This is a genomic window from Nocardiopsis tropica (genome assembly GCF_042660575.1).
Lineage (GTDB): Bacteria > Actinomycetota > Actinomycetes > Streptosporangiales > Streptosporangiaceae > Nocardiopsis > Nocardiopsis tropica.
In genome coordinates this window covers 25,414-49,240 of sequence record NZ_JBHSUF010000028.1, presented here as the reverse complement: position 1 = coordinate 49,240, position 23,827 = coordinate 25,414, and the positions used below count along the sequence as shown (strand labels likewise).

Genomic DNA, 23,827 nt, shown 5'->3' with positions numbered 1-23,827 from the left:
GCCCCCTCCCGGGAGGCCCGCGGGCGTCACTCCCAGCGGAAGAGGCGGCTGGCGAGCAGTCCGCAGACGAGGGCCCACACGGCCAGGACCGCGAACGCGCCCCAGCCCGGCAGGGACCCGTCCGCGAGGACGGTCCGCAGGCCCGAGCTGAGGGCGGTGACCGGCAGGAGCGAGGCGGCCTGCTCCAGCGGCGCGGGGAAGCTGCTGGTCGGGAACAGCACCCCGCCCAGTCCGAGCATCAGCACGTACACCAGGTTGGCCCCGGCCAGGGTCGCCTCCGCCCGCAGGGTGCCGGCCATGAGCAGGCCGAGCGAGCTGAACGCGGCGGTCGCCAGCAGCACCAGGGCGACCGCCGACAGCACGCCCGCCGGGTCGGGGTCGGGGGACCAGCCCAGGGCCAGCGCCACCGTGCACAGCAGCGCGATCTGGATGGCCTGCACGCCCAGGACGGCCAGCGTCTTGGCGGCCAGGAGGCCGAACCGGGACAGCGGCGTCGCCCCCAGGCGCTTCAGCACCCCGTAGCGCCGCTCGAAGCCGGTGCCGATGGCCAGGCCGGTGAACGACGTCGACATCACCGCCAGCGCCAGGACGCCCGGCGTGAGGGCGTCCACGCGGGGGCCCGGGCCCACGTCCAGGACCGAGGTGAGGCTGAAGCCCACCAGCAGGAGGACGGGGATGACCATGGTCAGCAGGAACTGCTCGCCGTGGCGGAGCATCACCCGCAGTTCCATGCGGGCCTGCGAGGCGACCATCCGCCACATCGGCGCGGCCCCGGGCGCAGGGGTGAACAGCGAGGCGCCGCCGCCCTGTGAGGGGGCGGTCGGGGCGGCGTCGGCGGCCCGCGTGGTGGTGCTGGAGGTGTGCTCGGTCATTGGTCGCGCAGTTCCCGGCCCGTGAGTTCGAGGAAGACGTCTTCGAGGGTACGCCGTCGCACGCGCAGGTCCTCGGCGAGGACGCCGGCCGACGCGCACCATGCGGTGACCGTGGCCAGGAACTCCGGACCGAGCGCGGCGGCGTCGTCGGTGGTGACCACGTACTCGTGGCGGCCGTCCGCGGTGGCGCCGTCGGCGACCCTGCTGCCCTCGGGCAGGGCGGCCAGGAGCGCGGAGGAGTCCACGGGCGTGCTGGAGAAGCACACCTCGCGGCGCCCCTCGGTGAGCGCGGCCGGCGCGCCCTCGGCGACCACGGCGCCGCGGTCGATGATGACCACGTGGTCGGCCAGCCGTTCGGCCTCCTCCATGTGGTGGGTGCTCAGGATGACCGCCACGCCCGCCTCGCGCAGGGCCGACACCAGGTCCCAGGTGGCCATGCGCGCCTGCGGGTCCAGGCCCGCCGTCGGCTCGTCCAGGAACACCAGTTCGGGCCGTCCGACCACGGCGCAGGCCAGGGAGAGGCGCTGCTGCTGGCCGCCGGACAGGCGGCGGAAGGGGGTGGCGGCCACGGAGTTCAGGCCCAGCCGCTCCATGAGGACGGCGGGGGCGATCGGGCTGGCGTGGAAGGAGGCCATCAGGTTCAGCCACTCCGCCGCGCGGGCGCCGGTGGGGACCCCGCCGGACTGGGGCATCACCCCGACGCGGGGCTTGAGGGCGGTGGCGTCGGCCACGGGGTCCAGGCCCAGGACCCGGACCCGCCCGCCGTCGGCGCGGCGGAAGCCCTCGCAGATCTCGATGGTGCTCGTCTTGCCCGCCCCGTTGGGGCCGAGCAGGGCCGTCACCGCCCCCCGGCGCGCGCTGAACGTGAGGCCGGAGACTGCGGTGGTGGCGCCGTAGCGCTTGACCAGGTCGACGACCTCGACCGCGGCTGTGTCCATGGGGCCTGAGTTTACGTGCGGCCGGGCGGGGCCCTTCACCGCCCCGCTCGGGGAGGAGCCGCCGAAAACTCGGGAGGTCCACATCCTGGTCGTGCGGTATCAACATGCGGGCAATCCGGGCCGTCCCGGCCCCTCGCGCGGTGGCGACCTCGGGTTTCGGGCGCATGAACCCGCTGTTAGGCAAGCCTGACCTTCGTGATGAAGGGCATGGAGCGGCGTTTGCCTCAACGGACTTATTTAGGCCACACTGATGTTGTCAAAACCACGAGCTGCGTACGACGAGGGAGGGGAGCGCCGTGCCCGAGGCGACCAGTGTGCCCCGTGCCCTGGCCGGACCCGACCGCGGGGCCGAGACCGGCACCCGCGCCCGCGTCGCGCGGCTCATCCTGGAGAAGGGCCCGATCACCGCATCCTCCCTGGGGGAGCGGCTCGGACTCACTCCGGCGGCGATCCGCCGCCACCTCGACAACCTGACCGGTGAGGGCATGGTCGAGGCCCGCGACGCCCGGCCCCACGGCGGACAGCGCCGCAGGGGCAGGCCCGCCAAGGTCTTCGCCATCACCGAGGCCGGGCGGGACGCCTTCGTCCACGCCTACGACGACCTCGCCACCAGCGCGCTCCGCTTCCTGGCGGAGACCGCCGGGGACGGGGCCGTCGGCGAGTTCGCCCGCAGTCAGGTCGCCGATCTGGAGAGGCGCTACAGGCCCCTGCTGGACGCTGTCCCCCCGGAACAGCGCGTCCGGCTCCTGGCCGAGGCACTCTCCAACGACGGTTACGCCGCCACCGCGGGCCGGGCGCCCGCACCCGGCGGCGGTGACCAGCTGTGCCAACACCACTGTCCGGTCGCCCACGTGGCCGCGGAGTTCCCGCAGCTCTGCGAAGCCGAGGTCGAGGCCTTCTCACGACTTCTGGGCACCCCGGTGCGCAGGTTGGCCACCATCGCCCACGGCGACGGTGTGTGCACCACGCACGTCACCCCTCGGGGCGACGTGGCGGGCGGGGACAGCCAAACCCCCGCGTCAGAGGCCATCCGCCAGGGGGCGGGCGGCTCAGTTCACCACAAGGACACCTGAGTCCTGGAGGAGTCCGCGCATGACGTCTATCGCGCATCCCGAGCTCGAAGGGATCGGAAACTATGAGTTCGGCTGGTCCGACTCCGACAAGGCGGGGGCTACCGCCCGCCGCGGCCTGAACGAGGAGGTCGTCCGCGACATCTCCTCGAAGAAGGACGAGTCGGAGTGGATGACCAAGCTCCGGCTCAAGTCCCTCAAGCTCTTCGACAAGAAGCCCATGCCCAACTGGGGCGCGGACCTGTCCAAGATCGACTTCGACAACATCAAGTACTTCGTGCGGTCCACGGAGAAGCAGGCCACCTCCTGGGAGGAACTGCCCGAGGACATCAAGAACACCTACGACCGGCTCGGCATCCCCGAGGCGGAGAAGCAGCGCCTGGTCTCCGGTGTCGCCGCGCAGTACGAGTCCGAGGTCGTCTACCACCAGATCCGCGAGGACCTGGAGGAGCAGGGTGTCATCTTCCTCGACACCGACACCGCCCTCAAGGAGCACCCGGAGATCTTCGAGGAGTACTTCGGCTCGGTGATCCCGCCCGGCGACAACAAGTTCGCCGCGCTCAACACCGCGGTGTGGAGCGGCGGGTCGTTCATCTACGTGCCCAAGAACGTGCACGTCGAGATCCCGCTGCAGGCCTACTTCCGGATCAACACCGAGAACATGGGCCAGTTCGAGCGGACGCTGATCATCGTCGACGAGGGCGCCTACGTCCACTACGTCGAGGGCTGCACCGCGCCGATCTACAAGTCGGACTCGCTGCACTCCGCGGTCGTCGAGATCATCGTCAAGAAGAACGCCCGCTGCCGGTACACGACCATCCAGAACTGGTCGAACAACGTCTTCAACCTGGTCACCAAGCGCGCCATCGCCGAAGAGGGCGCGACCATGGAGTGGATCGACGGCAACATCGGCTCCCAGGTGACCATGAAGTACCCGGCCGTGTACCTCATGGGCGAGCACGCCAAGGGCGAGACCCTGTCCATCGCCTTCGCGGGCGAGGGCCAGCACCAGGACACCGGTTCCAAGATGGTGCACTGCGCTCCCAACACCTCGTCCACCATCATCTCGAAGTCGGTGGCACGCGGCGGGGGCCGCGCCTCCTACCGGGGCCTGGTGCAGGTGCAGGAGGGCGCGCACAACGCGAAGTCCTCGGTCAAGTGCGACGCGCTGCTGATCGACACCGTCAGCCGCTCGGACACCTACCCCTACAACGACCTGCGCGAGGACGACGCCGAGCTCGCGCACGAGGCGACCGTCTCCAAGGTCAGCGAGGACCAGCTCTTCTACCTGATGAGCCGGGGCATGAACGAGGACGAGGCCATGGCCATGATCGTGCGCGGGTTCGTCGAGCCCATCGCGCGCGAGCTGCCCATGGAGTACGCGCTGGAACTGAACCGGCTGATCGAGCTTCAGATGGAAGGAGCGGTTGGTTAAGTTGACCGGCCCCAGCATCGAACCCAAGGCCCACAGCCACGGCCTCGGGGACATCCCGTTCTCCAAGTTGGCGACCCACGGGTCGTTCGACGTGAACGACTTCCCCGTCCCCAACGGCCGCGAGGAGGAGTGGCGCTTCACGCCCGTCCGCCGCCTCAAGGGCCTGCACGACGGCACCGCCGTCGCCGGCGGCGCCGACAAGCTCGACATCGACGCCCCCGAGGGCGTCACCGTCGAGACCGTCGGCCGCGGCGACGCCAGGCTCGGCACCGCGGGCTTCCCGGCCGACCGCGTGATCGCCCAGGCCTACACCTCCTTCGAGGAGGCCACGATCGTCACGGTCGCCAAGGGCAAGGCCCTGGAGCAGCCGGTCGTCATCAACCGGGAGGCCCAGGGCGGCACCCGCTTCGACCAGTACGTCATCGACGTCGAACCGCTGGCCGAGGCGATCGTCGTCCTCAACCAGACCGGTACGGGCATCCGTGCGGGCAGCGTGGACATCCACGTCGCCGAGGGCGCGCGCCTGACCCTGATCAGCGTGCAGGACTGGGACCGCGACGCCGTCGACGTGTCCCAGCACAACGCGCAGGTCGCCAAGGACGCCACGTTCAAGTCGATCGTGGTCACCCTCGGCGGCGACCTGGTCCGGCTCTCCCCGAAGGTGGCCTACAAGGGGCGCGGCGCCAACGCCGAGCTCCACGGCCTGTACTTCACCGGCGACGGCCAGCACCACGAGCACCGCTCGCTCATCGACCACAACATGTCCAACACCCGGTCCCGGGTGGAGTACAAGGGTGCGCTGAGCGGCAAGGGCGCGCACGGCGTGTGGATCGGTGACGTGATCATCGGCGAGGGCACGACCGGCACCGACTCGTACGAGCACAACCGCAACCTCCAGCTCACCGACGAGACCCGCGTCGACTCGGTGCCCAACCTGGAGATCTTCACCGGCGAGGTGGAGGGCGCCGGCCACGCCGCCGCCAGCGGCCGCCTCGACGACATCCACCTGTTCTACCTCCGCTCGCGGGGCATCCCGGAGGACGAGGCCCGCCGCCTGGTCATCCGCGGCTACTTCCTCGAGCTGATCAACCGCATCCCGGTCGGTGAGCTGCGCGAGGGGATCATGGACAAGGTCGAGCGCAAGCTGGCCGAGCATGAGTGAGGGCACTCGCTGGGTGAAGGTCGCCGAGCTCGCCGAGATCCCCGAGGAGGGGGTCCTCGGCGTCGAGACCGACGACGAGACACCCATCGCGCTGGTCCGCTCCGAGGGTGAGGTGTTCGCCGTGCGGGACGTGTGCTCGCACGCCGAGGTCCGCCTCTCCGAGGGCGAGGTCGAGGACGGCACCATCGAGTGCTGGCTGCACGGCTCCTGCTTCGACCTGCGTTCGGGGGCGCCGATCAACCCGCCCGCGACCCAGCCGGTTTCCACCTATGACGTGAAGATCGACGGCGACGACGTACTCGTGTCGTTGGACGAGAAGAATTCCTGAGGCTTTGACATGACGAAGTTCGAAATCCGCGGTCTGCGTGCCGACGTTCTCATCGGTGAGAACGAGAGGCAGGAGATCCTCAAGGGCGTCGACCTGACCATCAACTCCGGTGAGACCCACGCCATCATGGGCCCCAACGGATCCGGCAAGTCCACCCTGGCCTACGCGATCGCCGGCCACCCGCGCTACGAGATCACCGAGGGCGAGGTGCTCATCGACGGGGAGAACATCCTCGACATGAGCGTGGACGAGCGCGCCCGCGCCGGCGTGTTCCTGGCCATGCAGTACCCGGTCGAGGTGCCCGGCGTCTCCATGTCCAACTTCCTGCGCAGCTCCGTCACGGCGGTGCGCGGCGAGGCCCCCAAGCTCCGGCAGTTCTCCAAGGAGCTCCAGGGCGCGATGAAGGACCTGTCCATCGACTCGGCCTTCGCCGCCCGCGGCGTCAACGAGGGCTTCTCCGGCGGCGAGAAGAAGCGCCACGAGATCCTCCAGCTGGAGCTGCTCAAGCCCAAGGTCGCGATCCTGGACGAGACCGACTCCGGCCTGGACGTCGACGCGCTCAAGGTCGTCTCCGAGGGAGTCAACCGCGCCAAGGCCAACGGTGAGATGGGCGTCATGCTCATCACGCACTACACCCGCATCCTCAACTACGTGAAGCCGGACTTCGTCCACGTCTTCGCCCAGGGCCGCATCGCCGAGTCCGGCGGGCCCGAGCTGGCCGACGTGCTGGAGGCCGACGGCTACGAGCGCTTCGTGAAGGTGGGCGCGTAACCCATGACGACAGTCCGCGAGTTCGGTCGGGCCGACGCCGGTCCGCTTGACGTCGCGGCGCTCCGGGAGGACTTCCCGATCCTCTCCCGGACCGTCCGCGACGGGCGTCCGCTGGTGTACCTCGACTCCGGGGCCACCTCGCAGAAGCCCCGCCAGGTGCTCGACGCCGAACGTGAGTTCTACGAACGCCACAACGCGGCGGTGCACCGTGGTGCGCACCAGCTCGCGGAGGAGGCGACCGACGCCTACGAGTCGGCCCGGGAGACCATCGCCCGCTTCATCGGCGGCGACGCCGGCGAGGTGGTGTTCACCAAGAACGCCACCGAGGCGATCAACCTGGTGGCGTACGCCATGGGCAACGCCGCCACCGCCGACGAGGGACTGCGCGGCTTCCAGGTGGGTCCCGGTGACGAGATCGTCGTCACCGAGATGGAGCACCACGCCAACCTGGTGCCGTGGCAGGAGCTCTGTCGGCGCACCGGCGCGACGCTGCGGTGGTTCCCGGTGACCGGGGAGGGCCGCCTCGACCTGTCCGGCATCGGCGAACTGGTCAACGAGCGCACCCGCGTGGTCGCGTTCACGCACCAGTCCAACGTGCTGGGCACCGTCAACCCGGTGGCGCCCGTCGTCGCCCGCGCCCGCGAGGTCGGCGCCCTGACGGTCCTGGACGCCTGCCAGTCGGTTCCGCACATGCCGGTGGACGTCACCGAGCTGGGCGTCGACTTCCTGGCGTTCTCCGGGCACAAGATGCTCGGACCCAACGGCATCGGCGTCCTGTGGGGCCGCCGGGAGCTGCTGGAGGCGATGCCGCCGTTCATCACCGGCGGATCGATGATCGGCGTCGTCCACATGGAGTACTCCACGTGGGCGGAGCCGCCGCAGCGGTTCGAGGCCGGCGTGCCGATGGCCCCCCAGGCCGTCGCCCTCGCCGCGGCCTGCGACTACCTGTCGAAGGTGGGCATGGACCGGGTCGCCGCGCACGAGCACGAACTCACCGAGTACGCGCTCGAGCGGGTGGGCGCGCTGGAGGGCGTGCGGATCATCGGTCCCACCGAGGCGGTCGACCGCGGCGGCGCGGTGTCGTTCGTCGTGGACGACATCCACCCGCACGACCTGGGCCAGGTGCTCGACGACCGGGGCGTGGAGGTCCGTGTGGGCCACCACTGCGCCTGGCCGCTGCACCGCACACTGGGGGTCCAGGCGACCACGCGCGCGTCCTTCTACCTCTACAACACGCTGGAGGACGTGGACGCGCTGGTGGGGGCCATCAGGGACGCCCAGGGGTTCTTCGGAACCCGGCCCTAGAACGAGGAACAGCCTGACCATGCAGCTGGACGCGATGTACCAGGAGATCATCCTGGACCACTATCGGAACCCGCACCACAAGGGGCTGCGGGATCCGCACGACGCGGAGGCCCACCACATCAACCCCACCTGTGGGGACGAGGTGACGCTCCGCGTGGCGCTGACCCCGGCCGAGGGCTCGGCCGGGCTCGACGAGAAGGCCGTCGTCAGCGACGTCTCCTACGAGGGGATGGGCTGCTCGATCAGCCAGGCCAGCACCTCGGTGCTGACCGACCTGCTGATCGGACGGACGGTCGCCGAGGGCATGACCACCCTGGACGCCTTCACGGAGCTGATGCAGTCCCGGGGCAAGGGTGAGCCCGACGAGGACGTCCTGGAGGACGCCGTGGCGTTCGCCGGGGTGTCCAAGTACCCCGCGCGCGTCAAGTGCGCCCTGTTGGGCTGGATGGCGTGGAAGGACGCGGTGTCGCAGTCCATGGAGAAGGAAGGCGTCTGATGAGCGAGAACGAGACGACAACGGCCGAGGCTGCCGAGGCCCCCGAGACCGCGCCCCTCTCCCCGGAGGCGGAGGCGCTGGCCGAGGAGATCGGCGAGGCGCTCAAGGACGTGATCGACCCCGAGCTGGGCGTGAACGTCGTCGACCTGGGCCTGCTGTACGGGGTGAGCGCCGACGACCAGGTCATCACCCTGGACATGACGCTGACCAGCGCGGCGTGCCCCCTGACGGACGTGATCGAGGACCAGGCCAACAGCGCCCTCGACGAGTTCGAGCGCGAGGTCAAGATCAACTGGGTCTGGATGCCGCCGTGGGGTCCGGACAAGATCACCGACGACGGGCGGGACCAGCTGCGCATGCTGGGCTTCAACGTCTGAGGCATCACGGATGACCGCGCGGCGGGCCGGGACCACGGGTCCCGGCCCGCCGCGTTCGTGTGTCGGGGACCGGTTCCCGCCGCGGCCGCCCTCCCCCGGGGGAGCCGAGGCGGCGAGGCCGCTCCTCAGGGGCCGCAGCGGTGGGGGAGGCCCGCCATGCCGTGGACCTCCGCCGCGACGTCGTGGGGGGTGTCCGCGGGCCTGCTGAAGGGGAGCCGGGCGTCGACGTCGCCCTCGGGGCCCTCGAAGCGGAGCGTGATCCCGTACCGGTCCACGCCCAGCGGCCGCGGTCGCCCGGGCGGCAGGGGTTCGGGGGAGCGCACGGCGATCGCGTGCAGGATGTCGGGGTGGTCCTCCTCCAGGTGGCGCAGCCACTCGCCCTCCCGGCGCCCGAAGGGGTCGGTGCGCGCGCGGACGAACTCGTCCGTGCGCAGGAGGTGGCAGCCGTCGGTGTCGGAGTGGACCACCAGGTAGGGCTCCAGGGCCACCATCGTCCGTCCGTGGCCGATGTCGAGCAGCCGTTCGTCGGGATCGTCGCGCAGGACGCGGAGGGCGCGCAGACGGGCCGTCGGGTGGTCCAGCCGGGTGAGGGTGCCGCTGATCCACAGGAGGGAGCGTGTGCGGTCGCGCAGGGGCACAGGGGCCGTGTCGGTGAACTCGACCGTGGCGGCTGTGGTGTGGCGGCCGATCCGCTCCAGGAGGAGGTGGCGGTCGGGGACCAGCAGGCTCACGGAACCGTTGGGGTGGATGTGGCAGGCGGGTTCGTCGAGGTGCACGGCGTGGTCCCGGGTCGTCACGGTCACGGGGTTGGGACGGCCCAGGACCGACCGCGCGCGTTCGGCGGGCGGGGGAGCCAGGTGCTGGTACGTGGACAGGGGAACCACCTCGATTCTCACTTAGGTGAGGCTAACCTACATGGTTCGCCCCCTGGTGGGACACCCCCGGGCGCGCCTTTTCGCGGAGAGGCGGGCGCACGACGGAAGCCGCCCCGGGACGGCGGTCCCGGGGCGGCGAGGGTCGAAGGGGCTGCAGGAGCCCCCGGAAGGGGTCAGTGCGCGGCGAACAGCCCCGAGCGCAGCTCCCCGGCGATGTCGTTGTCACCGCGCAGGTTCAGCAGGTCGATGAGCGACTGCGGGTCGGCGAGCGCGTCGTCGTCGTGGTCGGTGATACGGCGCGACAGGATCTTGAGGGCCTCGTCGGTGGAGGCGGGCGCCGTGTACCCGCTCAGGTGCAGCGCCCGGGCCGCGGGCGTGTACCCGCTCAGGTCCGTGGCGGGCAGCTTGCGCGCGTCCAGGCGGTCGCCCGCCACGGTGATGAACATGCGGTCGCCGGGCTGGGCGGCCTGGCGGCGCAGCAGCGGCCGCAGCGAGTCGAACGCGGGCTGGTCCCTCCAGACGAGGACCAGCAGGTCCGCGCCGGGGGCGGTCAGGCACAGCAGACGGCCCGGCTGGAGCCCCAGGTGCGTGGCGTAGCCGTTGGGGACGGCCACGGGGGCGCCGTTGAGGTGGTCGGCGGTGATGTCGATGCGGTGCCACCAGCGCCCGTCCGGGGCGCGGAAGCACCGGGCGGCCATCGCCGGGTCGCTCGCGCCGGGGCGCGCCGCGGGGGCGTGCGAGGCGAGGACCGGCTGGAGGGCGGGGCCCGGGCCCCCGTGCGGGTGCCCGAGGAGTACGGGCCGGTGGGGTTCGAGGCCTGTGGGGACGAACACCGCGCCCGCCTGGTCGTGGACGGTCCTCTGCCGGTGCTCCGGAAGAGCGGCGACGGGCTCGGGCTGCGCCGGGGCCCCGGGCCCCTCGACGCGCCGCCGGATCGGCAGCCCGTTCTCGGTGGTGGCGCCCGAGTCCTCCGGGGCGATGTGCCCCGGGTGGCTGGTGGGAGCCTCCATCGGGACCGAGGCGTCGACGAACACGTGCCCGTCCTTCAGGCTCACCCCGGGGGTGCTCAGCAGCCAGGCCCGGAGCTCCTGCTGGCGGATGCCGATACGGCCGAGCCGCAGGCCGGCCTCGGTCATGTCGGGGGCGTCGCCCAGGAGCTCGCGGGTCTGCCAGCGCAGGCGGTTGGGGTCGTCGGCGATGAGCCAGCCGTTGTGCATGCGGCGGTCGGTGAACAGGGTGATGATGACCCGCCACAGGGGCGTGTTGAGGGTGGGCACGTCCACCGGGTGGTCGGGGTGCGCGTTGATCAGCCGGTCGATGGTGGTCGCGGACCCCAGCTGGTCGGACAGCTCGCGCATGTGCTTGGTGACCGCCGCGCCCTCGGGCGAGTTGAGCCAGCGCAGCAGGCGCTCCTCCACCTTGCGCTGGGCGCCGCGGATCTCGGTGACGTCCACCGCGATCTGCTCGGAGAGCACGCGGATGCTGATGGGGTCGGTGGCGAAGAGGCGCTCGGCGGCGACCGTCCGCTCCAGGTCGGGCCAGGAGCGGAACATCTCCTCGACCAGGTCCACCAGGGGGTGCTGGCCCAGGGCGGGGGCCGGGGGGCGCTCCTCGACGTGGTCGGGCCGCATGGCCTTGGGCGGGCCGAAGCTGGGCCGGCGCAGCGTGCGGCCGGGGCCCACCAGCGAACTGCGGAACTGGGAGCGCAGGTCGCCCGGGGCGCCCTCGCGCCCGGCGTCGGCGGCCTCGGCGCCCGGCGCGGGACCGGGGAGCATCGCGGCGGAGCTCACCATGCCGGTGGGCGCGGCGCCGCCGTGCCCGTTGACGGGCGCCTCCTCCGTGAAGGGGGCTTCGGCCCCCTCGCGCTCCTCGCGCTGGGCCCGCAGGGCGCGCAGGGTCCGGATGGCGCGGGTGGCGGGTGTCTGCGGCGGCGTCGAGCCGTGGCCGGCGGACTCCGAGGCGTCGGCCGCGCCGTCGGCGCCCGTGGCCGCGCTCAGGTACTCCAGGGCGCTGCGCACGTGGTCCGGCACCGTGTCGGGGATCCAGTGCGCGATGGTGCGCACGGCCTCCAGCATCAGGGCCGGCGAGGGGGTCGGGCCGCCGGGCAGCTCGCAGCAGGGCTGGAGCGCACGCCAGGCGACGGTGCTCACGACGTCGAGGACCCCGCATCCGGAGAGCGGCCACTCGCCGATCTCCTGGGGCGCGGTGGAGATGAGGCGGTCCCAGTCGCCCGCGGCGGCGGTGACGGCGCCGCGTACCGGCTCGGACAGGTCCGCGCAGCTCACCTGCTGGGTCCGCAGGCTCGGCAGGAACTCGGAGAGGGGCACGTGCCCCCACTGCTCGACCGCGAGGCGCGCGATGCCGTGGGCCAGCCACGGGGGGCCCGCGATGTCCAGGACGCGCGCGACCGGGAGCGAGTGCCACCAGCCGTCGATCAGCCGGTCATGGTGGAGAAGGGGTGCCACGTCCGGCGACCTCGACCACCGCAGGGCGGGAGCGAGGTCGACGAGGCAGATCGGAGAGACGGCGTTCATCCGCTGGGGACCTCGACCTCCTGGTGTCTGCACGTGAATTGGGGAGGAACCGCACGGGCCTTCGGTTCGATGCACCACAGTACGCGCCCTTCACCCGGACGGGGGCCGGACCGCGAACCGGTCCGGTGCTTCGCGGGTGGGCACGGCGAGCCGGGGGACAGGGGTGCCGTGAGCACTTCCCCGAGATCGTACGTGCCCCGGAGCCGCATGGGTACCCCCAGGTCGGCCCGGTCCGCGGCGACCCCGCCGTGACCGCGCCGTGTGATGACCGTGACAAGGGGGATCGGCGTCCGCGGAACCCGATACCGTGTGAGCTAGCTCATAGGGGGCATGCGGCTCATATCGAACCGAGCAGTCGTTGTTATTCACTGTGCCGTCATATGCGCGCCCTCTCCGCGAAACAGGGGCGCGCGGCCGCCCGGGGAGAGGGGACCACCCGGAGCGGGCCGGCGGGCCCCCGGGTCAGGCGTTCCGACGCCGGTCGTGGGTATGCTGGTCGGGCACTGTCCTCGCCCGAACGACCTTCGGCCGGGTGGCCGCGCTCCGCGGCCGACCAGGGGTCGACGGTGTTCGGACCCGGGTCGGCGGTACACCGCGGCCCGTACCAGGATTCCGTTCCCGCGCACCCTCGGCGCTTCGTAGGCGTGGGACGGTCGAGCCGGATGATTGGTTGACGTGACAGACCTTGAGACGAATCCCCCAGCGGCCGCTCGCGCGAGCAGACCGGACGTCATCCGGTCGTTCGTGGCGATCGGCGACAGCATCACCGAGGGGATGGAAGACGACAGCGGCCCCAACGGCGAGTACCGCGGATTCGCGGACCGTCTCGCGGAGCACCTCGGCACGATCTCCCCGGACTTCCGGTACGCCAACCTGGGTGTGCGTGGCCGGCGCATGCGCCACATCTTCGGCGAGCAGCTCGACCAGACGCTGGACTGGAAGCCCGACCTGGTGACCGTCCTCGCGGGCGGCAACGACGTCCTGCGCCCCGGCGGCGACCTCGACCAGCTGGCCGAGCACTTCGAGTGGGGCATCCGCCGCCTGCGCGACGCCGGGATCCGCGTGGTGATCCTGTCCGGGCACGACACCGGCTGGATCCCCGTGCTGCGCTACTACCGCGGCCGCATCGCGGTCTTCAGCATGCACATGCGCGCCGTCGCCGAGCGCACCGGCACCGAGATCGTCGACCTGTGGGCGCTCAACGCCCTCACCGACTCCCGCGCCTGGAGCGACGACCGCCTGCACCTCAACGGGGCCGGCCACCAGATCGTCGCCGCCCGCATCGCCGACCTCCTCGGCTTCCCCATGGGGCCGCGCGAGTCCTGGACCGACCCGTGGAGCACACCGCCCCAGCAGCTGCCCCGCATCCTGCGCCGCCGGGAGAACCGCCGCTGGGCCCGCCAGTACGGGGTGCCGTGGCTGCGGCGCCGCCTCATGGGCCGCTCCTCCGGGGACGGCCGCCTGCCCAAGCGACCGGAGCTGGAGTACCTGCACGACGAGGCCACCCGCGCCCGGATCGCCCTGGCGATGGAGGAGGCCGGGGTCCTGGAGTCGGACTACGACGCGTACGCCGCGGGCGACGGCGCCGCTCCCACCAGCAGCCCCTCGGGCACCAAGGGCCCGGACCCCGTGGACTGAGCCGCCGCGAGGCCCCGGCGGGCCCCGCACCCGGGTGGTGCGGGGCCCGCCGTTCCTTCCGGCCGGGGTCCCGGCCCGCGGCCGGGAGCGGGCCCGCCCGTTTCCGCCGGTCCGGCGCCCGGGCGCGCTGCGGGTACGGAGCGGCGGGGGCGCACCCCGGGCGCCCGCGTCAGCTCCGTGAGAGGGACTGGATGAGGTCGCTGATGTGTACCACGCCCAGGCACTGCCCGTAGGAGTTGGTCGCGACCAGGTCGTCGTAGACACGGTCGGTGTCCTGGCCCGCCACGCGCAGCGCCGCCAGGGCGGTCATCCACGCGGGGATCGTGCGCGGCGACTCCGCCAGCCGCAGCGCCGGGCGCTTGGCGTGCAGCGCGTGCCCGTACCGGCCCGTCACCGACAGCAGGAACCGGGTGCGGTCGATCACCCCGACGGGCCGCTCCCGGTGGTCGATGAGGATGACGCTGTTCAGCGCCGGGTCGCCCGTGAACGCCTCCAGCACCTGCTCGGTGGTGGTGTCGGAGTCGAAGCCCACCGGGGGGAGCATGAACTCGGTGACCCGCGGCCCCGCGTCCTCCTCCCGCCCCTGGGACGCCGTCGGCTCGGGCACGGGGGTCACGCGCTCCCCGGGCCGCCACGTCCTGTCGGCGAAGAACTCCCCCGTCCCCACCCGTATCCCGCACGCGCGCAACCGCAGCACGTCCTCGGCCGTCCCCACGCCGGAGGCCATCGCGTACACGCCGCTGCCCCGGCCGATCCGGGCGAGGCCCTCGACGACCGTCGCGTGCCTCTGGTCGGTCGCCACCCCCGAGACGATCTCCGGGTCGATCCGCATCAGGAAGGGGGCGGCCTCGACCACGAGGTCGGGCCGCACCATCGACGTGCCGAAGCCGCACCGGAACCCCGCCGCCCTCAGGCGCGACACCCCCGGCGAGACCACCGACCGCGGCAGGTCGGCCAGGTCCGTGCCGAGCAGGAAGGTGATGTCGCGCGGGCGCCGGCCCGCGCGCCGCATACGGCTCTCCACCAGGGCCACGAACCCCTCCCCGGCGGTCAGGATCCTCGCGGGCAGGGGGAGGACGAGCGGCAGCAGGCTCTCGGTCCCGGCCGCCTCCGCGACGAGGTCCAGCACCCAGTCGGCCACGGCCGTCCCCTCGTGGACGCCCATCTCCGCGTTCGGAGGGCCCCCGGGGACGGCGGGGTGCGGTGCGGGCGGTGCGGCGACGACCTCCACCGCGACGACCGCGCCCGAGTCCAGGTCCACGACGGGCCGGTAGCCGGGGGAGCGGGACGGGCGGGGCGCGCCGGGGGGACCGGCGACGCCGGGGGAACGCCGGGGGCCCGCACCTGGTCCCGACGGGTGCGCCTCTGACGTGTGGTGGGGATGCAGGGCAGACACATACTCATGGTGACCCCGATCAGGGCGCACATGAAGACCTGTTCGCGGCTGTTCAGCTCAGCTTCACGACCTGTTCGGCGCGGCGCGCGCACGGTCGCGGAGGCGCGACCGACCGTGGCCGCTAAAAGCCCCTGACCTGGTTCGGGTCCGCGGACCGGAGCGGGGACGACGTGTCCCGGACAGCGCTCGGCCGGCGCCGCGCGTGTGCGCGGCGCCGGCCGGGTCGGGCGCGGGGGTCAGGCGCGGCGGAACACCAGGGCGATGTTGTGGCCGCCGAACCCGAAGGACTCGTTGACGGCCGCGACGTCGCCGCCGGGCATGTCCCGGGGCTTGTCGCGGACGATGTCCACGACCACGTCCGGGTCGAGCTCCTCGATGTTGATGGTCGGCGGGATACGGCCGTCGTGCAGTGCCAGGATGGTCGCGATCGACTCCACCGCGCCCGCGCCGCCCAGCAGGTGGCCGGTCATGGACTTGGTGGAGGTCACCGAGACCCGGTCGGCGGCGGAGTCGCCCAGGGCCGAGCGGATCGCGCGGGTCTCGCCGACGTCTCCGGCGGGCGTGGACGTGGCGTGGGCGTTGACGTGCACGACGTCGTCGGGCACGAGGCCGGCGTCGTCCAGGGCCTGGGTGATGGCGCGGGCCTGGCCGGCGCCCTCGGGGTCGGGCTGGACGATGTCGTAGGCGTCGTTGGTGTAGCCGACGCCGGAGGCGTGCGCGTAGACGCGGGCGCCCCGGCGGGCGGCGTGCTCGGCGGACTCCAGCACCAGGATGCCCGCGCCCTCGCCCATGACGAAGCCGTCACGGTTCTTGTCCCAGGGGCGGGAGGCCGTCTGGGGGTCGTCGTTGCGCGTGGACAGGGCCCGCATGGACGCGAACGAGGCGATGTTCAGCGGGTGGATCGCGGCCTCGGTGCCGCCGGCGATGACGATGTCGGCGCGGCCGGAGCGGATCATGTCCACACCGTTGGCGATGGCCTCGGCACTGGAGGCGCAGGCGCTCACCGGCACGTGGGACCCGGCCCGCGCGGTGTACTCCAGGCTGATCGCGGCGGCGGGGCTGTTGGGCATGAGCATGGGCACGGTGAACGGGGAGACCCGCTTCCAGCCCTTCTCACGGAAGATGTCGTACTGCTCGAGGATGGTGAGGATGCCGCCGATGCCGCTGGAGACGACGACGCCGAGGCGGATCGGGTCGACCTCGGGCGACCCGGCGTCCTCCCAGGCCTCCTTCGCGGCGATCAGCGCGAACTGCTGGGTGCGGTCCAGGCGCCGCATGCGCGGCCTGGGCAGCTTCTCGGAGGGTTCCTGCGCGATCTGCCCGGCGAAGTGCACCGGGAGCTTCTCGTGCCACTCCTCAGGAAGGGTGGAGATTCCGGAGCGGCCGTCGAGGAGCGCGGACCATGTGGTCGCGACGTCACCCCCGAGGGGGGTGGTGGCGCCGAGGCCGGTGACGACGACATCGGTCTTTGACATGATCCGTTCGCCCTTCTCGTGGGACTTTCCCGGCCGCGGGGCCGGGAGGCGTTGGCGGATGTACCTGGGGAGACCACGGGTGGTGGCCTGTGGGGGCGCCGGGGTCAGGGGTGGGACCCGGCGCCCCGAGCACGCTACTTCTGGATGAAGTTGATGACGTCCTGGACCGTCTTGAGGTCCTTGAGCTGGTCGTCCGGGATCTCCACGCCGAACTTGTCCTGGGCGGCGATGGCGATCTCCACCATGGACAGCGAGTCGATGTCGAGGTCGTCCACGAAGCTCTTCTCCGGGGTGACCTCGGCGGGCTCGGTGCCGACGATCTCCTCGACGATCTCGCCGAGGCCGGTCAGGATCTCCTGCTCGCTGTGAGCCGCCATGTCGTTATCTCCTTGGTTGGTGTATCGGTGTCGGTTCATGGACACCGCGCGTGCCGGGGTTCTGCGAACCCGGATCGCGCGGTGGTGCCGCGGGCTCGGGCGGTGTTCAGGGGATGCGGATCACCTGTGCGGCGTACACCAGCCCCGCGCCGAAGCCCAGGGTGAGGACGATGCTCCCCGACGGCAGCTCCCCGCGCCCGATCATGCGCGAGAGCGCGAGAGGGATGGACGCGGAGGAGGTGTTGCCAGCGGTGACGATATCGCGCGCCACGAGTGCCTGGGGAGCGCCCAGCTTCTTGGCGATGGACTCCACGATCCGCAGATTGGCCTGGTGCGGGACGAACGCGGTCAGCTCCGAGGGCTCCACACCGGCCCTTTCCAGGGCCTCCAGGGCGACCTGGTAGAGCTCGGTGGTCGTCCAGCGGAAGACCGCCTGGCCCTCCTGGTAGAGGTACTTGCCGTCGCGCAGGTGGATCTTGTCGGCGCGCTCGCCGGAGGAGCCCCAGACCACGGGGCCCACGCCCTGCTCCTCGGACGCCGAGACGATCGCCGCGCCCGCGCCGTCGGCGAAGATCACACAGGTGGAGCGGTCCTCCCAGTCGACCCAGTCGCTGAGCTTCTCGGAGCCGATCACCAGGACGTTGCGGGAGCTGCCCCCGCGGACCATGTCCGCGGCGACGCCCAGCGCGTAGCAGAAGCCCGCGCAGGCCGCGTTGAGGTCGAAGGCGCCCGGGGCGGTGATGCCCAGCTTCGCGGCGACGGTGGCCGCGGTGTTGGGGATCTGGTCCTGCACGGTGCAGGTCGCCACGATGACGAGGTCGATGTCCTCGGGGGAGAGCCCGCTGGCGGCGAGGGCCTTGCCGCCGGCCGCCACGGCCATGCTCGCCACGGTGTCCTCGGGACCGGCGATGCGCCGCTCCCTGATGCCCACGCGGCTCTGGATCCACTCGTCGGTCGTGTCGACGCGGGACTCGAGGTCGGCGTTGGTGAGGACCTGGGACGGCTGGTACTCGCCGAGGGCGACGACGGACGCGCCTCCGGGGGAGTTCGGGGAGCTGAACATGGTTAGCCTTCCTGGTCGGTGCCCGAGGGGGAGAGAACCCCCGCGTGCTCCTTGATGAGGGCACCGGCGCGGTCGAGGTCGTCGGGGGTCTTCACCGCGAGGAGCTCCACACCGCGCAGCGCGCGCTTGGCCAGACCGGTCAGCGTGCCCGCGGGGGTGAGCTCGATCAGGGCGGTCACCCCGAGGTCGGCCAGGGTCCGGGTGCAGGAGTCCCAGCGCACCGGCGAGGAGATCTGCGAGACGAGGCGTTCGAGGTACTCCGCGCCGCTGTCCACGACGGCGCCGTCGGCGTTGGACAGGAGGCGGACCGTGGGGTCGGACGGCGACAGGGCGGCGGCCGTCGCGCGGACCCGCTCCACCGCCGGGGCCATGTGCTCGGTGTGGAAGGCGCCCGCGACGGCCAGGGGCCGGAGCCGGGCCCGCGCGGGCGGGTTCCCGGCGAGGGCCGCGAGCTGCTCCGTGGTCCCGGCGGCCACGATCTGGCCGGAGCCGTTGTCGTTGGCCGGGGTCAGGCCCGCGGCGGCCAGGGCCGCGAGGACCTCGTCGCGGTCCCCGCCGAGCACGGCGGTCATCCCCGTCCCGGTGCGGGCGGCGGCGTCGGCCATGCCCCGGCCGCGCTCGGCGACCAGCGCCATGGCGTCCTTGGGGGAGAGCACGCCGGCGATCGCGGCGGCGGTGAACTCACCGACGCTGTGGCCCGCGACGGCGTCCACGAGGGAGGCCTCCGCGGGCAGCGCGGGCGAGGGGGCGGAGAGCGGGGAGAGCATGGCGGAGGCCGCGACGAGGCCGGCGCCGACCAGCAGGGGCTGGGCGACGGCGGTGTCGCGGATCTCCTCCGCGTCCGCTGTGGTGCCGTAGCGGGCCAGGTCGAGTCCGGACACCTCGGACCACGCGGCGAACTGCTCGGCGACGCCGGGGAGTTCGAGCCACGGGGAGAGGAAACCGGGAACCTGGGCGCCTTGGCCGGGAGCAACGATTACGAGCACGACATCAACCTTGCCCTGTAGGAGATCACCAGTCGGATGGGGAGGAACACGAACTTCGGCCGGGGCGTTTGTAGGTACTCCACAAAAGGAGGCCTGACATGGACCCGCCCGGCCGAAACCAGTGTGGGGGATCACCCCCGACGGTACGCGCTGTTCCGCACCGACCACGGAGCGGGTGCGCGGAGGGGACGGAAGCGCCCCGGCGCGGGGCGGCCCTCCGGTCGGGTCCCCCGGGGGTGCGAACCTAGAGGTGTGAACACCGAACCCCACCCGCCCCGGGACGACGAGGGCAGCACCGGTCCGGCGGACGCCGCCGCCGTCGACGGCGACACCGATCCGGTCGCGGAGGAACAGGAGCGCGTGCGCGCCGAGACCGTGCGCCGCCTGGAGCGCTCCATGGGAGCCCTCGGAACGGCCGCCGTCTCCCGCATGGAGCAGCGGCTCGGATGGTTCCGCCGCATGTCCGCCCAGGACCGCTCCTGGATCGGGCTCGTCGCCCAGTCCGGCGTGGCCGCCTTCGTGGACTGGTTCCGCAACCCCGTCCGGGGACGTCCCGCCATCACCGTCGAGGTCTTCGGCACCGCTCCGCGCGAGCTCACCCGCTCGGTCTCCCTCCAGCAGACCGTCGACATGATCCGCGTGGTCATCGACGTGGTCGAGGGACAGGTCGACGAGCTGGCCGCCCCCGGCGGCGCCCAGCAGCTGCGCGAGGCGGTGCTCCGGTACACCAGGGAGGTGGCCTTCAGCTCCGCGAAGGTGTACGCGCGCGCCGCCGAGGCACGCGGGGCGTGGGACGCCCGCCTGGAGGCCCTGATCGTCGACGCGCTCCTGCACGGCGACCACGAGGACGGCCTCCAGACCTGGGGGTCGGCGCTGAGCTGGTCGCACACCCCCGTGATCGCGGTGGCCGGGGAGACCGGCGGGGAGGACCCCGGCAAGATCCTGGACGACCTGCGTGCGGCCGCGCGCCGCTTCGGGCACGACGTGCTGGCGGGCGCCCAGGGGAGGCGCGTCGTGGTGGTGGTCGGCGTGGGCGACCGCTACCCGGAGGAGGACCTCCCGGCGGCCGCGGCCGAACCCCTGGCCGGGCTCTTCGGACCCGGCCCCGTGGTGGTCGGGCCCGCCGTCGCGGACCTGCGCGCGGCGGGGGCGTCGGCGCGCGCGGCGGTCAGCGGACTGCGCGCCGCAGTGGCCTGGCCGGACGCGCCGCGCCCCGTGCTCGCCGACGACCTCCTGCCCGAGCGGGCCCTCCAGGGGGACACCGAGGCCCGCGGCCAGCTGGTGGAGGAGGTCTACGTCCCCCTCCTGGGGGCCGGTTCGCCGCTGCTGGACACCCTGTCGGTCTACCTGGAGCACGCCTCCTCGCTGGAGGCCACCGCGCGGATGCTCTTCGTCCACCCCAACACCGTCCGCTACCGGCTCAGCAGGATCGCCGAGCTCACCGGCCGCACCCCCTCCGACGGCCGAGGGTCGTTCGTCCTGCGGGTGGCGGTCGCCCTGGGGCGGCTGGCGCAGACGCACGAGGGGTGAGGCGCGGCGCGGAGTGGCCGACACCACACCGGGGAGGTTGTCCGGAACCAGCCACGGAGGTGACCGGAAGGCCTGGGGGACGTAATCTGATCGTTGCCTGTCATATCTACCGACTTATGGAAGTTTCACCTGGGTCGGGTATGTCTGTGACTGCCCGTGTGCGCCCGGGGACTACATGAAAAGGGATAGCTTTGTGATGGGCAGGCTGCTGGCGGGACCCATGAGGTTAAGGACACCCTCGGGCGATGGTCCCCGCACCGCTCCGTCGCGACGTTCTTGGGGGGTCAACGCTGTGGTCGAGCGACCGAGGAAAAGGTCCCGGTTCTTCCGTTCGGTGATCGATTTCGTTCTCCAGCCCACGCAGGAGGGCGAGCTGCGCAGGCGGGTGCTGTTCTGGCTCCCCGCGCCACTGCCGGTCCTGGGCGTGGTGTACCTCATGGTCGGCGGTGCGCTCTCCGCCGCGGGGTGGACGATACTGCTGGCCGCGAGCGTCGGCGTGGGCACACTGCTGCTGGCGCTCATCGTCCAGCCCACGCCCCTGCCCGAGGGGCTGGTTCCACAGGTCTCCGCGCGCCGCTCGCTGCACCGCTTCCGCCAGTTCACCGGTCTGCGGATCGCCCTGGCGCTGGTGCCCGTCGCGATCGGCGCCGCCGCGTCCGTCGTGGGCGGGGGCATGTACCCGCTGCTGGCCTCGCTCCTGCTGGCCTGGCCCCAGCTCCTGCTGGCCATGCCGACCTTCTTCACGATCACCAGGGCACGCAGGGCCATGGAGGCGTGGGGCACCACCGCCTACCTGTGGCACGCCCTGTCGCGCCCGGCCAAGGTGACCTGGCCGATCGTCACCCCGCTGGTCAACTCCTGGAAGGCGGCGCGGGTCGAGCGCTCCCGGGAGTCGATGCGCCAGAAGCTGGAGGAGAGGGCCTGGAAGAAGGCCGTGCGCGAGGAGAGCTCCGGGGCGCCCGACGGCGCCGCGCCCGCCGCCTCCGCCGACGAGCGCACCCGGCCGATCCGTCCGCTGGACACCCCGTCCGACGAGCGCACCGACGTCCTCCCGCACCTGGGCTCCCCCCCGCACGGGAGCGAGGAGCCCACGGACGTCCTCCCCCACCTGGAGGCGCAGCGCACCGGGCGGGAGAAGCCGACCGACGTCCTTCCCCACCTCCCGTCCGGGCAGGAGGTGGAGCCGACGCGTCAGCTCCCGCACCTGGGCGGCGCCGGAACGGGTGAGGAGGGCTCCGAGCCGGGGCCGGGCAGCGGCGCCGCGGCCGACGGCGACCCCGACCCCGACGCCCCCGCGGGACCGCGCTCCAGCGTGCACCGGGCCGCCCGGCAGTTCTTCGAACAGGGCGGCGGGGCCCTCGGGATCGCGGTCCGCCGCTCCCGCCGCGCCGCCCCCTCCACCCGCCGCCCGCACTCGAACAAGCCCTGACACCCGCCGGGGGCGCGGGCACGGAGCCCGCGCCCCCGGCGCCGTGCGGGACGACGCCCCGGGCGGCCCCGCCCGGGAAGGGGCGGCCTCAGACCCTCATACGCCGGTGCACGCCGGGCAGCGCGTCGATGCCCCCCTCGGAGGCGTGGTACCAGAGGGCCTCGGCGTGACGGCCCTCGAAGACCACCTCGCCGATGGTGTTGCCCGCGTAGGTCTTGCCGTCCAGCTTCCAGGACAGGTCGATCCCCGGGACCCGGGCCAGCCGCGTCAGCACCCTGCCGACCACGTGGACGGCGCGGCTCGCCGTCAGGCGCACGATCCGGCGGGTCCCGGCGGAGAGCTGGTTGCACAGGGGCGAGGACACGAGCTGGGTGACCCTGGTCCCGCCCTCGGCGACATGCCGGTGGCGGACGGGGGCCGCGTAGGAGAAGTGCACGTCGCCGCTCAGGAACAGCACGGTCGCGGGGGCGGGACCCCGCTCGCCCCGGGCCGCCGCGCCGACGGCGTCGCCCAGGCGGCGCATCGAGTACTGGAAGGCTCCCCAGTGCTCCAGGTCCATCGCCTGCCGCAGCCGCTCGCCGAGGGGGCGCGGCCACTCGCCCCAGGCGCCGGCGCACACCGCCTCGTTCCATGCCTCCAGGTGGTGCACCGCGGAGGGCAGCACGACCGGGACGGTCGAGGCGACCACCACGTGGTCGGGGCCCCCGGCCAGGTTCTCGTCCAGCCACTCGTGCCCCTCCGCGCCGAGGATCGACCGCGACCCCTCGTGGACGGCGTCCTCCCCGAGCGCGCGGGAGCATCGGGTGTCCGCCATCAGCACCCGTACGGAGCCCACGTCGTAGCGGTGGCTCCACCGGTAGGAGGACGGTTCGTCGTGCGCCAGCAGGGCGAACCCGTCGACCGCGTCGGCGGCGTCCCCGCGCGCGTCGCGGACGCGGGCCCAGAGCGGGTCCTTGGACCGGGCTTCCGCGGACAGGTTGCCCAGGTGCTGGTAGACCCAGTAGGCCCCCAGCCCGCTGGTGATCCGCCTGCGCCACCACGGGCGGCCGTCCATGGCGCCGCGCCACGCCTCCGAGGTGTTCCAGTCGTCGCGGATGTCGTGGTCGTCGAAGATCATCAGCGTCGGCACGGTGGACAGCAGCCACCGCACGGGGGGATCGGTCCACGCCTGCCGGTACAGCTCGGCGTACTCGCCGTAGTGGACGACCTCGTCCCCCGGGGCCCCGTCGGGAACGTCCGGCCCGCGCACCGACGCCAGGAAGGAGCGCATCGGCTCCTCCAGCTCGTCGGCGTACACCTGGTCGCCGATGAGGAGGAGGACGAGGTTGCCGTCGACCTCCTCGCGGGCCAGTCGCCGGGCGGTGGCGCGGAGCATGTCCGGGCCGTACCGCACGACCCCCTCGGGGGTGTCGCCCGTCGGCCTGCGGCACGAGCCGTACAGCAGCCGCGTGGGCCCCTCCGGGGCCGTCGTGCGCAGGACGCTGGGCGGAAAGGGGCTGTCCGGCTCGGGCCACACCCGGTCCTCGCCCAGGAAGACCTCGTAGGGCAGGGCCGCGCCCTCCGGGAGCCCGGTGATTTCGCACACGGCGTAGTGGTGCCCGTGCACGGTGAAGGTCTCCGAGGCGGCCGTCACGGCTCCGTCGACCCGGATCCGCACGGTGCAGGGGGTGTCGGTCTCCACCCACACCGTCGCCGTGGTCGGTCCCGCGTGACGCAGCAGTGGGCCCAAACGTAAAGAAGCAGTCACCGTTTGCCCTCCTTTGGACCAGG

21 protein-coding genes are annotated in these 23,827 nt (G+C 72.6%); 11 read left to right on the top strand and 10 right to left on the bottom strand.

Going from position 1 to position 23,827, the window contains the following annotated elements:
* Nucleotides 1-26 precede the first annotated feature (26 nt).
* Nucleotides 27-872, bottom strand: coding sequence for an ABC transporter permease (locus tag ACFQBR_RS31025; protein WP_267949038.1), 846 nt, complete (start codon nt 870-872; stop codon nt 27-29).
* A complete protein-coding gene (locus ACFQBR_RS31020) occupies nt 869-1,810 on the bottom strand; it encodes an ABC transporter ATP-binding protein (protein WP_344182369.1) in 942 nt (313 codons plus the stop codon). Before ACFQBR_RS31020 ends, ACFQBR_RS31025 begins: the two co-directional genes overlap by 4 nt.
* Nucleotides 1,811-2,106: 296 nt before the next feature.
* Here ACFQBR_RS31020 and ACFQBR_RS31015 point away from each other — a divergent pair, with 296 nt between their 5' ends.
* From ACFQBR_RS31015 to ACFQBR_RS30980, 8 genes are read left to right on the top strand one after another with little or no spacing between them, the layout of a single operon-like run.
* The gene (locus ACFQBR_RS31015; RefSeq protein WP_267949040.1) at nt 2,107-2,883 is read left to right on the top strand and encodes a helix-turn-helix transcriptional regulator; all 777 of its coding nucleotides are present in this window, start codon (nt 2,107-2,109) and stop codon (nt 2,881-2,883) included.
* 19 nt (nt 2,884-2,902) lie between these two features.
* On the top strand, nt 2,903-4,315 hold the full coding sequence (gene sufB / locus ACFQBR_RS31010) for a Fe-S cluster assembly protein SufB (RefSeq protein WP_352985049.1): 1,413 nt from the start codon (nt 2,903-2,905) through the stop codon (nt 4,313-4,315).
* 1 nt (nt 4,316) lies between these two features.
* Nucleotides 4,317-5,477, top strand: a complete 1,161-nt coding sequence (gene sufD, locus ACFQBR_RS31005; RefSeq protein WP_267949042.1) for a Fe-S cluster assembly protein SufD — start codon at nt 4,317-4,319, stop codon at nt 5,475-5,477.
* Entirely contained in the window at nt 5,470-5,805 is a 336-nt protein-coding gene (locus tag ACFQBR_RS31000) for a non-heme iron oxygenase ferredoxin subunit (RefSeq protein WP_267949043.1), read from the top strand. The genes sufD and ACFQBR_RS31000 overlap by 8 nt, the downstream gene beginning before the upstream one ends.
* Nucleotides 5,806-5,814: 9 nt before the next feature.
* Nucleotides 5,815-6,576: a Fe-S cluster assembly ATPase SufC gene (gene sufC, locus ACFQBR_RS30995; RefSeq protein ID WP_344183881.1), complete on the top strand. Its 762-nt coding sequence runs from the start codon at nt 5,815-5,817 to the stop codon at nt 6,574-6,576.
* Between the two features lie 3 nt (nt 6,577-6,579).
* Nucleotides 6,580-7,881 carry a cysteine desulfurase gene (locus ACFQBR_RS30990; protein ID WP_267949045.1) on the top strand — a complete coding sequence of 434 codons (1,302 nt, stop codon included), beginning with the start codon at nt 6,580-6,582 and terminating at the stop codon, nt 7,879-7,881.
* A 19-nt stretch (nt 7,882-7,900) separates the two neighbouring features.
* Nucleotides 7,901-8,377: a Fe-S cluster assembly sulfur transfer protein SufU gene (gene sufU, locus ACFQBR_RS30985; RefSeq protein ID WP_267949046.1), complete on the top strand. Its 477-nt coding sequence runs from the start codon at nt 7,901-7,903 to the stop codon at nt 8,375-8,377.
* Nucleotides 8,377-8,754, top strand: coding sequence for a metal-sulfur cluster assembly factor (locus tag ACFQBR_RS30980; RefSeq protein ID WP_267949047.1), 378 nt, complete (start codon nt 8,377-8,379; stop codon nt 8,752-8,754). Before sufU ends, ACFQBR_RS30980 begins: the two co-directional genes overlap by 1 nt.
* A 125-nt stretch (nt 8,755-8,879) precedes the next feature.
* Here ACFQBR_RS30980 and ACFQBR_RS30975 read toward each other — a convergent pair whose 3' ends face one another.
* Both ACFQBR_RS30975 and ACFQBR_RS30970 read right to left on the bottom strand, forming a co-directional pair.
* Nucleotides 8,880-9,650, bottom strand: coding sequence for a DUF2470 domain-containing protein (locus tag ACFQBR_RS30975; protein ID WP_344183880.1), 771 nt, complete (start codon nt 9,648-9,650; stop codon nt 8,880-8,882).
* A gap of 152 nt (nt 9,651-9,802) precedes the next feature.
* Nucleotides 9,803-12,163 carry a hypothetical protein gene (locus ACFQBR_RS30970; protein ID WP_344183879.1) on the bottom strand — a complete coding sequence of 787 codons (2,361 nt, stop codon included), beginning with the start codon at nt 12,161-12,163 and terminating at the stop codon, nt 9,803-9,805.
* Nucleotides 12,164-12,907: 744 nt separating this feature from the next.
* Between ACFQBR_RS30970 and ACFQBR_RS30965 the strand changes: the two genes are divergently transcribed.
* Complete coding sequence (locus ACFQBR_RS30965) at nt 12,908-13,801, top strand: SGNH/GDSL hydrolase family protein (RefSeq protein WP_267950322.1); 894 nt, start codon at nt 12,908-12,910, stop codon at nt 13,799-13,801.
* A gap of 169 nt (nt 13,802-13,970) precedes the next feature.
* On the opposite strand, the gene ACFQBR_RS30960 is transcribed toward ACFQBR_RS30965, so the two are convergent.
* The 5 genes from ACFQBR_RS30960 to ACFQBR_RS30940 form a co-directional block, all read right to left on the bottom strand.
* Complete coding sequence (locus ACFQBR_RS30960; RefSeq protein ID WP_378554928.1) at nt 13,971-15,197, bottom strand: EAL domain-containing protein; 1,227 nt, start codon at nt 15,195-15,197, stop codon at nt 13,971-13,973.
* A 236-nt stretch (nt 15,198-15,433) separates the two neighbouring features.
* The gene (fabF, locus tag ACFQBR_RS30955) at nt 15,434-16,672 is read right to left on the bottom strand and encodes a beta-ketoacyl-ACP synthase II (protein ID WP_267949051.1); all 1,239 of its coding nucleotides are present in this window, start codon (nt 16,670-16,672) and stop codon (nt 15,434-15,436) included.
* A gap of 134 nt (nt 16,673-16,806) precedes the next feature.
* Complete coding sequence (locus tag ACFQBR_RS30950) at nt 16,807-17,049, bottom strand: acyl carrier protein (protein ID WP_267949052.1); 243 nt, start codon at nt 17,047-17,049, stop codon at nt 16,807-16,809.
* A 106-nt stretch (nt 17,050-17,155) separates the two neighbouring features.
* Nucleotides 17,156-18,112, bottom strand: a complete 957-nt coding sequence (locus tag ACFQBR_RS30945) for a beta-ketoacyl-ACP synthase III (protein ID WP_267949053.1) — start codon at nt 18,110-18,112, stop codon at nt 17,156-17,158.
* 2 nt (nt 18,113-18,114) lie between these two features.
* A complete protein-coding gene (locus ACFQBR_RS30940; RefSeq protein ID WP_267949054.1) occupies nt 18,115-19,098 on the bottom strand; it encodes an ACP S-malonyltransferase in 984 nt (327 codons plus the stop codon).
* A 252-nt stretch (nt 19,099-19,350) separates the two neighbouring features.
* Between ACFQBR_RS30940 and ACFQBR_RS30935 the strand changes: the two genes are divergently transcribed.
* Together ACFQBR_RS30935 and ACFQBR_RS30930 are read left to right on the top strand one after the other, a co-directional pair.
* A complete protein-coding gene (locus ACFQBR_RS30935) occupies nt 19,351-20,628 on the top strand; it encodes a PucR family transcriptional regulator (RefSeq protein ID WP_344183877.1) in 1,278 nt (425 codons plus the stop codon).
* Between the two features lie 334 nt (nt 20,629-20,962).
* Nucleotides 20,963-22,057 (top strand): hypothetical protein, encoded by a 1,095-nt coding sequence (locus tag ACFQBR_RS30930; protein ID WP_344183876.1) that lies wholly within the window; start codon nt 20,963-20,965, stop codon nt 22,055-22,057.
* Nucleotides 22,058-22,145: 88 nt separating this feature from the next.
* On the opposite strand, the gene ACFQBR_RS30925 is transcribed toward ACFQBR_RS30930, so the two are convergent.
* Nucleotides 22,146-23,804, bottom strand: a complete 1,659-nt coding sequence (locus ACFQBR_RS30925) for a DUF7800 domain-containing protein (RefSeq protein ID WP_344183875.1) — start codon at nt 23,802-23,804, stop codon at nt 22,146-22,148.
* Nucleotides 23,805-23,827: the final 23 nt, after the last annotated feature.